The organism is Burkholderia sp. Ac-20379, from assembly GCF_017104645.1.
Taxonomy (GTDB): domain Bacteria; phylum Pseudomonadota; class Gammaproteobacteria; order Burkholderiales; family Burkholderiaceae; genus Burkholderia.
This window is the reverse complement of record NZ_JAAGPF010000277.1, coordinates 1-9790: the sequence shown is the minus strand read 5'-3', so window position 1 is coordinate 9790 and position 9790 is coordinate 1. Positions and strand designations below refer to the sequence as shown.

Annotated in this window: 11 protein-coding genes and 2 tRNA genes; 8 read left to right on the top strand and 5 right to left on the bottom strand. The window is 68.4% G+C overall.

What is annotated here, in order from left to right:
• The 3 genes from G3N92_RS25970 to G3N92_RS25960 form a co-directional block, all read left to right on the top strand.
• On the top strand, window positions 1-616 hold a 616-nt coding region (locus tag G3N92_RS25970; RefSeq protein ID WP_241015022.1), incomplete at its 5' end, for a molybdopterin-binding protein.
• A gap of 43 nt (window positions 617-659) precedes the next feature.
• On the top strand, window positions 660-935 hold the full coding sequence (locus G3N92_RS25965) for a hypothetical protein (RefSeq protein ID WP_206130452.1): 276 nt from the start codon (window positions 660-662) through the stop codon (window positions 933-935).
• A 56-nt stretch (window positions 936-991) separates the two neighbouring features.
• Complete coding sequence (locus tag G3N92_RS25960) at window positions 992-1435, top strand: GNAT family N-acetyltransferase (RefSeq protein ID WP_206130453.1); 444 nt, start codon at window positions 992-994, stop codon at window positions 1433-1435.
• Between the two features lie 39 nt (window positions 1436-1474).
• On the opposite strand, the gene rmuC is transcribed toward G3N92_RS25960, so the two are convergent.
• From rmuC to pncB, 5 genes are all read right to left on the bottom strand, one after another.
• Complete coding sequence (gene rmuC / locus G3N92_RS25955) at window positions 1475-2935, bottom strand: DNA recombination protein RmuC (protein ID WP_206130451.1); 1461 nt, start codon at window positions 2933-2935, stop codon at window positions 1475-1477.
• Complete coding sequence (locus G3N92_RS25950; RefSeq protein ID WP_206130450.1) at window positions 2932-3921, bottom strand: D-glycerate dehydrogenase; 990 nt, start codon at window positions 3919-3921, stop codon at window positions 2932-2934. The genes rmuC and G3N92_RS25950 overlap by 4 nt, the downstream gene beginning before the upstream one ends.
• An 80-nt stretch (window positions 3922-4001) precedes the next feature.
• Entirely contained in the window at window positions 4002-5372 is a 1371-nt protein-coding gene (locus G3N92_RS25945; RefSeq protein ID WP_241015023.1) for a sodium:proton antiporter, read from the bottom strand.
• Between the two features lie 199 nt (window positions 5373-5571).
• Window positions 5572-6243 (bottom strand): lactate utilization protein C, encoded by a 672-nt coding sequence (locus G3N92_RS25940; protein ID WP_206130448.1) that lies wholly within the window; start codon window positions 6241-6243, stop codon window positions 5572-5574.
• A gap of 140 nt (window positions 6244-6383) precedes the next feature.
• Complete coding sequence (pncB, locus tag G3N92_RS25935; protein WP_206130447.1) at window positions 6384-7586, bottom strand: nicotinate phosphoribosyltransferase; 1203 nt, start codon at window positions 7584-7586, stop codon at window positions 6384-6386.
• Window positions 7587-7912: 326 nt separating this feature from the next.
• Between pncB and fdxA the strand changes: the two genes are divergently transcribed.
• From fdxA to G3N92_RS25910, 5 genes are all read left to right on the top strand, one after another.
• The gene (fdxA, locus tag G3N92_RS25930) at window positions 7913-8236 is read left to right on the top strand and encodes a ferredoxin FdxA (protein ID WP_206130446.1); all 324 of its coding nucleotides are present in this window, start codon (window positions 7913-7915) and stop codon (window positions 8234-8236) included.
• Window positions 8237-8362: 126 nt separating this feature from the next.
• Window positions 8363-8438 (top strand) — tRNA-Asn (locus tag G3N92_RS25925).
• Window positions 8439-8498: 60 nt separating this feature from the next.
• Window positions 8499-8574, top strand: a tRNA-Asn gene (locus tag G3N92_RS25920).
• A gap of 142 nt (window positions 8575-8716) precedes the next feature.
• Entirely contained in the window at window positions 8717-9193 is a 477-nt protein-coding gene (locus tag G3N92_RS25915; protein WP_206130445.1) for a CreA family protein, read from the top strand.
• Between the two features lie 25 nt (window positions 9194-9218).
• A partial coding sequence (locus G3N92_RS25910; RefSeq protein WP_206130444.1) for an AraC family ligand binding domain-containing protein occupies window positions 9219-9790 on the top strand: 572 nt, incomplete at its 3' end.

The window sequence follows — 9790 nt, the reverse complement described above, 5'->3', positions numbered from 1 at the left end:
CGGCATGCTCGCCACGCTCGGCGTGGACACCATCGACGGCGGCATCGTGCGCGACGATCCGGCCGCGCTCGACGCGGCGCTGCGCGACGCGGCCACGCGCGCCGACGTGGTCATCACGTCGGGCGGCGTGTCGGTGGGCGACGCCGATTTCACGCGCGACCTGCTCGGCCAGCTCGGCCACGTGCATTTCGCGAGCCTCGCGATGCGCCCGGGCCGCCCGCTCGCCTGCGGCCAGCTCGACGCCGCTGCACCGGGCGCACGCGCCGCGCTGTTCTTCGGCCTGCCCGGCAACCCGGTTGCGGTGGCCGCCACGTTCCAGGTGATCGTGCGCGACGCGTTGCTCGCCTGCATGGGCGCGCAGCCCGAGCCGGCCGCGCGCTACCCGGCCCGCACGCTCGACGCGATCGGCACGCGCGCGGGCCGCACCGATTTCCTGCGCGGCATCGCGACGCGCAGCGCCGACGGCGGCTGGCAAGTCGCCCCGGCGGGCTCGCAAAGTTCGGCATCGCTGAAAGGCCTCAGCGACGCGAATTGCTTCATCGTGATCGACGCGGCGCACGCTCGCGTCGAAGCCGGCGAAACGGTGGAAATTCTTCCGTTCGCCGGCGCACTCTAAAATTCGATATTTTCGGCATTAGCACTTACGGGGCAACTCGACCATGAAAAAGCAAATCACCTCGATCGCAGCGGGGCAGACGGCCAAGGCGCTGATTCTCGTGTATCTGACGTTCAGCGTGCCGATCGTGCTGCTCGGCATTCTCGTCGCGTTCGTGCGTTACGGGTCGGTCGAATCGACCACCGTGTTCAGCGCGCTGCTGCTGAACGCGATCATCGGCTTCGTGCTGCTGTGGATTGCCTGCCACGCCTACAACTGGGTGGCGTCGCGCTTCGGCGGCATCGAGATCGTGCTGTCCGACGTTCAGGAAGAAGCGTGAGCGCAGCAGCCATCCGCGCCGCGGCGCCCGGCGATGCCGCCGCGCTCGTCGCGCTGATGCGCGAGCTGGCCGAGTTCGAATCGCTGACGCATCTGTTCGTCGCCACCGAAGCCGATCTCGACGACGCGCTGTTCGGGCCGAGCCCGGCGGCGGGCGCGCTGGTCGCGACGCAGGACGGCGCCGTGGTGGGCTACGCGCTGTATTTCCAGAATTATTCGACGTTCCTCGGCAAGCGCGGCCTGTATCTCGAGGATCTCTACGTGCAGCCCGCGTGCCGCGGCACCGGTATCGGCACGCGCCTGCTGCGCGCCCTGGCGGCGCTCGCGGTGGAGCGGCGCTGCGGCCGCTTCGAGTGGACCGTGCTCGACTGGAATCAGCCGGCCATCGATTTCTACGAACGGCTCGGCGCGACGGTATTGCCCGACTGGCGCGTCGTGCGCGTGACGGGCGAGCAGCTCGACGCGCTGGCGAAACCGGCCGGCGGCAACGAAACCTGCTGACACCGGCAACAACGGCGCACCACCCGGTGCGCCGTTGCCTCATCCCTCCTCGTCCGTTCCCGTGTCTCCGAGCAGGCCCGCCGCATCGTCGCCGGGCAGCGCCTCGACGTCCCTGAGCTTGCGGTTCATCACGCGCGTGCGCTGCTCGGCGGCCTCGATCGAACGCGTCACCGTTTCGAGTTGCGACTTGGTGCGCGCCAACACGTCGCCAAACTTGCCGAACTCGGTCTTGACCGCGCCCAGCACCTGCCAGACCTCGCTCGAGCGCCGCTCGATGGCCAGCGTGCGGAAACCCATCTGCAGGCTGTTGAGCAGCGCCGTCAGCGTGGTCGGCCCGGCGATCGTCACGCGATACTCGCGCTGCAGCAGATCGCTGAGCCCGGGGCGGCGCAGGATTTCGGCGTAGAGCCCCTCGGTCGGCAGGAACAGCAGCGCGAAATCGGTGGTGTGCGGCGGCGACACGTACTTCTCGGCGATCGTCTTCGCCTCGGCGCGAATCCGCATTTCGAGCGCGCGCGCCGCCTCCTCCACGGCCACCGCGTCGGCGCGCTCCTGCGCGTCGATGAGCCGCTCGTAATCCTCGCGCGGGAATTTCGCGTCGATCGGCAACCACACCGGCTCCGAATCGTGCTGCTTGCCCGGCAGGCGAATCGCGAATTCGACGCGCTCGCCGCGCTTCGGCACCGTGGCGACGTTCTTCGCGTACTGATCGGGCGTCAGCATCTGTTCGAGCAACGCCTCGAGCTGCACCTCGCCCCAGGTGCCGCGCGTCTTGACGTTGGTCAGCACCTTCTTCAGATCGCCCACGCCGGCCGCCAGCGTCTGCATCTCGCCGAGCCCGCGATGCACCTGTTCGAGCCGTTCGGACACCAGCCGGAACGATTCGCCGAGCCGTTGCTCGAGCGTCGCATGCAGCTTTTCGTCGACGGTGCGGCGCATCTCGTCGAGCTTCGCGGCGTTGTTCGCCTCGATGTCCTTCAGGCGCTGTTCGAGCGTGGCGCGCACCTCGCCGAGGCGGCGATCGTTGGCCTCGGTCAACTGCACGAGCTGCTGGTTCAGCACCGCGCCGAAATGGCGCAGCGCGGCGCCCTGCTCGTCGCGCGCCAGTTGCGCCTGCTGATGCAGGCCGTCGCGCATCGCGTCGAACTGCTGCGTATTGGCGGCCACCAGCTTCGCCAGTTGCTGCGCGAAGCCGTCGATCTGCTGGTTCTGCACGGTGGCCACGCTCGTCATCTGCGCGGCCAGCATCTGCTGGAGCTGCGCGAAGCTGCCCGACAACTCGGTGCGCGCGCCGCGCGAGCTTTCGGTGATCTCGCCGCGCAGCGCGCGTTCGAGCCGCTCGGTGGCGCGGGCCTGCTCGTCCTGCACGTCGTCGAGCCGCTCGCCGAGCCAGCCGATGCCGTCGCCGGCGCGGCCGGCGCCGCGCCAGAGCACCACCAGCGCGATCGCGAGCGCCACCGCCAGCACGACGATCGCGCCAAGCAACAACGGCATCGTCATGCGCGCGCCTTGCCGAGCACGTCGGGGTTGACCGGGTTCGGCGGGCGGCCGGCGCGCGGGCCCTCGCCCAGGCCCGCGATCAGGTTGTCGGCCGCGAGGTTCGCCATCGCGCGGCGCGTCGCCTCGGTCGCGCTCGCGATATGCGGCGTGATGACGATGTTCGGCACCTCGAGCAGCGCCGGGTTCACGCTCGGCTCGCCCTCGAACACGTCGAGGCCGGCCGCCGCGATGCGGCGCTCGCGCAGCGCCGCGGCCAGCGCCGTGTCGTCGACGATGCCGCCGCGCGCGATGTTGGTCAGCGTGGCCGTGGGCTTCATCAGCGCGAGTTCCGCCGCGCCGATCGTGTGATGGCTTTCCTTCGTGTACGGCAGCACCAGCACGACGTGATCGGCCTGGCGCAGCAGCGCTTCCTTCGACAGATATTCGGCGTTCAGATCGGCCTCGATCTCGAGCGCGACGCGCGAACGGTTGTGATACACCACGCGCATGTTGAAGCCGCGCGCGCGGCGCGCGAGCGCCTGGCCGATGCGGCCCATGCCGACCACGCCGAGCGTCGCGCCATGCAGATCCGCGCCGAGGAAGCTGTCGAACGACCACTTCTCCCATTTGCCGGCGCGCAGCCAGTGCTCCGATTCGGCGATGCGGCGCGCGGCCGCCATCATCAGCGCCCAGCCGAAATCGGCGGTGCTCTCGTTGAGCACGTCGGGCGTGTTGGTGCCGAGCACGTTCGCCGCGTTGAACGCCGCGATGTCGAAGTTGTTGTAGCCGACCGCCATGTTCGACACGACGCGCAGCTTCGGCGCCGCGGCCAGCGCGGCCGCGCCGATCGTGTCGCCGGCCGTCAGCGCGCCGTCCTTGTCGGCGAGCCGCGCATGCAGCGCGTCGGCCGACAGCGCATCGCCGTTGTTCCAGTCCACCTCGAAATGCTGCTTCAGGCGCTCGATCACGTCCGGGAAGATCGGACGCGCCACCAGGATTTTCTGCATTGCCTGCCTCCATCGAATGCGCGCGGCCGGCTTCGCAGCACTGCGCAGCCCGGCCGCCAAACCGCGTTGAAATCCGCCCTTCAGGCGGAAAAGAACAGCCACGTCGCCAGCGCGAACACCGGCACGAGAATGCCGAACGACCAGCCCAGATAGGCGAAGAAGCTCGGCATGCGCACGCCGCGCGATTCGGCGATCGCCTTCACCATGAAGTTCGGCGCATTGCCGATATAGCTGTTCGCGCCCATGAACACCGCGCCGGCCGAGATCGCCGCGAGCGCGGCGGCGCCCGGGGTCATCAGCGTCGGCGCATCGCCGCCGGCGAGGTTGAAGAATACGAGGTAGGTCGGCGCGTTGTCGAGGAACGAGGACAGCAGGCCCGTCGCCCAGAACAGCATCGGCACGACCGGCTGGCCGTCGGCGCCCGTCACGAGATGCACGATCGGCGCGAACGCGCCGTCGGCGCCGGCACGCAGGATCACGATCACCGGCGCGATCGTCACGAAGATGCCCGCGAACAGCTTGGCCACCTCCTCGATCGGCGCCCAGTCGAACGCATTGCCCTCGCGTGCCGCACGCGGCGTCAGCCACAGCGACAGCAGCGCCACCGCGATCAGCGCCGCATCGCGCACCGCGTTCTGCAGCGCGACGTGCGTGCCGAGCACCTCGAACTCGACGCCCGGCTTCCAGATGCCGCTCATCAGCACCAGCGCGACGATCGCCGCGAGCAACACGAAATTGACCTTGCCCTCGATCGTCAGGTGCGCCGGCGTGGCCGCGGCGATCCGTGCGGCGCGCGGCGGGGCTTCGCCGTCGCCGTCCTTGCGGAAACGCCAGTTGTCGATCGCATAGAACACGGCCAGCAGCACGCCGCAGACGAACAGCGTGGGCAGCGCGAGATGGATCGTCGTCCAGAAGAAATCGACGCCGTTCAGGAAGCCGAGGAACAGCGGCGGATCGCCGAGCGGCGACAGCGCGCCGCCCGCATTCGCGACGAGAAAGATGAAGAACACCACCACATGCACGATGCGCGGCCGCCGGCCGTTGGCGCGCAGCAGCGGCCGGATCAGCAGCATCGCAGCGCCGGTGGTGCCCATCAGGCTCGCGAGCACGGTGCCGAGCGCGAGCAGCGCGGTGTTGCGCGCGGGCGAGGCGCGCAGATCGCCGTGCACGCAGATGCCGCCCGCCACTGTATACAGCGCGGTCAGCAGCACGATGAACGGCACGTATTCCTCGAGCAGCGCGTGGACCAGCGTGCCGAGCGCCGTGCCCGCACCGAACGCGGCCGCGAACGGCGCGAGGAACGCCACCGCCCAGGCCGCGGCGATCTTGCCGAAATGGCGATGCCAGAACGCCGGCGCGATCAACGGAAACAGCGCGATCGACAGCAGCATGCCGGCGAACGGCAGGCCCCACAGCGCGGACAACGTCGCGCCGTCGAGCGTGGCGGCCATGGCCGGCAACGGCAGCAGCGCGAGCAGCAAGGCCGGCGCGGCAAGCCTGGCGGCGCGGCCGATACGGGCTGCGGGCGCGGAGGCGGAAGAGGCGCAGGTCATCGAAGGGGCACCGGAATGGCCGCGCACGCCGGCAACGCCGGGCGCAACGCGCGGAAAACGAGGGGAAGCGGCGAAAGGAAGAAACCGGCGGCGCGGCTCATGCGCCGCGCACCACGATCGCATGCACGCGATACGGGCCGTGTGCGCCGAGCACGATCGTCTGTTCGATATCGCCCGTGCGCGACGGGCCCGACACGATGTTCACCGCGCGCGGCAGTTCGCCCCGCTCGGCGCGGATCAGCGCGAAGGCTTCCTCGTGCCCGGCGACGATGCGCGAGGCGGGCACCACGACGAGATGGGTTTCGGGCAGCAGCGCGGCCGATGCATAGGTGTCCGGGCCGGACAGCAGCACCAGCGAACCGGTTTCGGCCGTCGCGCAGAAGCAGCCGGTGATGCCGACCAGATCGCCGTCGCGCGGCTTGCGGCATTCGACGGCGAGGCCGGCCGCCTGCCAGCCGAGTTCGCCGAGCGTGCGCCAGGCGATCGCCTGCGCGGGCAGGCCGTGTTCGGCCAGATAGCGGGCGGCGGCGGCCGGTACGTCGGCCAGCGTGTCGACGGCGTCGACCGTGGTGGCCATGCCCACGGCTTCCTCGGTGAAGCGCTCGACGAGCGCGCCGGGATCGCTGGGCATCGGCGGGCGCGGGCCGGCCGGATGGCGCGCCAGGTAATCGGCGGCCTGTTCGTGCTCGTGCGCCTCGGCTTCGGCCGGGCGCCCCTGGGCCGCGCGGATGCGCGCGAAGATCTTGCGGCGGGCAGCCGACGTGTCCATGTGCGGTCCTCGTGAACGTGGCGGTGGGATCGCGCTCGATTATAGCGGCCGGTGCCGGCGCCATGGCCGGCACCGGCCGTTCGGACAGGTCGCGGCAGCGCGCCCGGCACGTGGCCGGGCGGCGCGTGCCGGGCACGGCGTTACTTGCCCGCCGAATCGTCCTCGACCGGCTGCGCGATGCCGAACACCTGGCGCAGATAGGCCAGATAGTTCTTGTCGTCGCACATGCTCTTGCCCGGCGAATCGGACAGCTTGGCGACCGGCTGGCCATTGCAGCGAACCATCTTGATGACGATCTGCAGCGGCCGGTAGCCGAGGTCGTTGGTCAGGTTGGTGCCGACGCCGAACGCGAGCTTGCAGCGGTCGCGGAAGCGTTCGTACAACTGCAGCACCTTCGGGATGTCGAGCGCGTCGGAGAACACCAGCACCTTGGTGCGCGGGTCGCAGCGGTTCGCCTCGTAGTGGCGGATCATCTTCTCGCCCCACTCGAACGGATCGCCGGAATCGTGGCGCGCGCCGTCGAACAGCTTGCAGAAGTACATGTCGAAATCGCGCAGGAACGCGTCCATGCCGTACACGTCGGACAGCGCGATGCCGAGGTCGCCGCGATATTCCTTGGCCCACATCTCGAGCCCGTAGGTCTGCGAATCGCGCAGCCGCGGGCCGAGCGCCTGGCAGGCCTGCAGATATTCGTGCGCCATCGTGCCGAGCGGCGTGATGCCGTGCTTCTTCGCGTAATACACGTTGCTGGTGCCGGCGAACTGCGCGCCGAGCCCGTCGCGCAGCGTCATCGCCACTTCCTCGTGCCACACCTTCGAGAAGCGGCGGCGCGTGCCGTAATCGGCGATCTTGCATTCGGCGAATTCGGGCTTCGCGCCGAGCAGCGTGATCTTGTCGCGCAGGCGTTCGCGGCCCTCGGCGTAATCGGGCTCGCTCTGCGTATTGCGGAAATACACCTCGTTGACGATCGCCAGCACCGGGATCTCGAACAGGATCGTATGCAGCCACGGGCCGCGGATCACGATGTCGATCTCGCCGTTGGCCTTCGGCGACGGCGAGATTTCGATGTACTTCTCGTTGAGATGGAACAGCGCGAGGAACTCGACGAAATCGCCCTTGATGAAGCGCATCTCGCGCAGGTAATCGAGTTCGGCCTCGGTGAAACGCAGATGGCACAGGCCGCGCACTTCGTCGCGAATCTCGTCGATGTACGGCACCAGATCGATGCCGGGATTGCGGCAGCGGAACCGGTATTCGACGTTGGCGGCCGGGAAGTGATGCAGCACCACCTGCATCATCGTGAACTTGTACAGATCGGTGTCGAGCAGCGAAGTAATGATCATGATTCGAGACTGCCTAGAAAGACTGCCTAACGCGCGAAGACCGCCGCGCACGACGCCGGCCGCGAAGGTGCGCCCGGCACCGGAACGAGCCGCTCCGTCTTCACGCGAGCGCCCTGCCCGGACATGCCTGCCGCATGTTACCCGAATGCGCGCCAGACCATCCTTGTCACTGCGACACGACGCCACGCCACGCCATAAACTAATCACGAAACGGTATAAGGCAGGGCCGGCGCGGCTGGATGCGCGTTTTCCGCTTCAGTTACAATGCCGCATTTGGCGCAAAGCCGACCCCCACAGATAATCATCGCCAAGCAGGAGCGTTTTGAATGACTCACGTTGTGACCGAAGGCTGCATCAAGTGCAAATACACGGATTGCGTCGATGTATGCCCGGTGGATTGCTTCCGTGAAGGTCCCAATTTTCTCGCGATCGATCCGGACGAATGCATCGACTGCGCCGTGTGCGTGGCCGAATGCCCGACCAATGCGATCTACGCAGAGGAAGACGTTCCCGGCGATCAGCAGCAATACACGCCGCTGAATGCCGAACTGGCCAAGCTGTGGCCGTCGATCACCAAGACCAAGCCCGCCCCCGGCGACGCCGACGAGTGGAAGGACGTGCAGGACAAACTGCACCTGCTCGAGCGCTGATCCGCCGGCCGCGCGAGCGCTGTGCCCGCCTGCGGCGCAGCCTCGCTGCCGATTTCCCGGAAATTTCGCGCAAGGGCTTGACACTCTTCCGTTAGCCCCATAGAATCTCGTTTCTCTGCTGTTTGTTCCCCGATAGCTCAGTCGGTAGAGCGCCGGACTGTTAATCCGTAGGTCCCTGGTTCGAGCCCAGGTCGGGGAGCCAAAAATGCTTGGCGCGCTGGTTTCAGCGAGTCAGCACCGAACAAACGCAGTACCGATTTATTCCCCGATAGCTCAGTCGGTAGAGCGCCGGACTGTTAATCCGTAGGTCCCTGGTTCGAGCCCAGGTCGGGGAGCCAAACAGCGAAAAGGCCCGTCTCACGACGGGCCTTTTTGTTTTCCGCCCTGCCCCGCTCCGTTCGCGCATGGCCGCCCGCGCGGGATCCCGGCGGCGCGCCGTGCTAGAGTCGAATTCCCTTCGCATTCCTGTCCGTCCCGCCCATGATCCGCCATCGCCTTGCCGCCGCGACCTGTCTCGCCGTCTCGCTGTTTCCGTTCGCCGCCGGCGCCGAGGAAGTCGCCAGCGTCAACACGAACTTCCGCGTCACCGGCTCCGATCGCGTGGTGGTCGAAGCCTACGACGATCCGCTCGTGCAGGGCGTGACCTGTTACGTGTCGCGGGCGCGCACCGGCGGCATCAAGGGCAGCCTCGGCCTGGCCGAGGATCCGAGCGAGGCGTCGATCGCCTGCCGCCAGGTCGCGCCGATCCACTTCGCGCAGCCGCTCAAGCAGCAAACGGACGTGTTCAGCGAGCGCATGTCGTTCATCTTCAAGACGCTGCACGTGGTGCGCGTGGTCGACAAGAAGCGCAACACGCTCGTGTACCTGACCTACAGCGACCGCGTCGTGTCGGGCAGCGCGAAGAACAGCGTCACGGCCGTGCCGGTGCCCGACGCCACGCCGATCCCGCTCAAGTAAGCCGGCCCGCTCCCGCCGCTCCGCCATGCGCTCCGCCCGCCTCGTCGACGCCGCCCGCTACTGGCGCACGCCGTTGCTGCCGGAGGCCGACCTCGTCACCGCCACCTATCGCGAACACACGTTCGCGCCGCACTGGCACGACGCGTACACGGTGCCGGTGATCGAAACGGGCGCCGAGCACTATCGCTATCGCGGCAGCCTGCGGATCGCCGATACCGGCTCGATGCCGATCATCCATCCGGGCGAGGTGCATACCGGTTCGCGCGCGACCGAGGATGGCTGGCGCTACCGCGTGTCCTACGTGCCGATCGATTACCTGCGTGCGCTGGCCGACGAAATCGCCGGCTCGCCGCAGCCGGTGCCGTGGTTCCCCGACGACGCGCTGCACGATCCCGACTGCGCGCGCCGCCTGCTGCTCGCGCATCGTCTGCTCGAAGCGGACGGCGTCGATATCGCGCCGGCCCACGACGATCCCCCACCGCCGCCCGGCCCGCTTGCCGATTCCCCGCTGCCGCGCGGCCTGGTCGAGCCGCTCGCGGCCGAAACGGCGCTGCTCGACGCGCTCTCCACACTGCTCGTGCGGCATGCGCTCGGCCA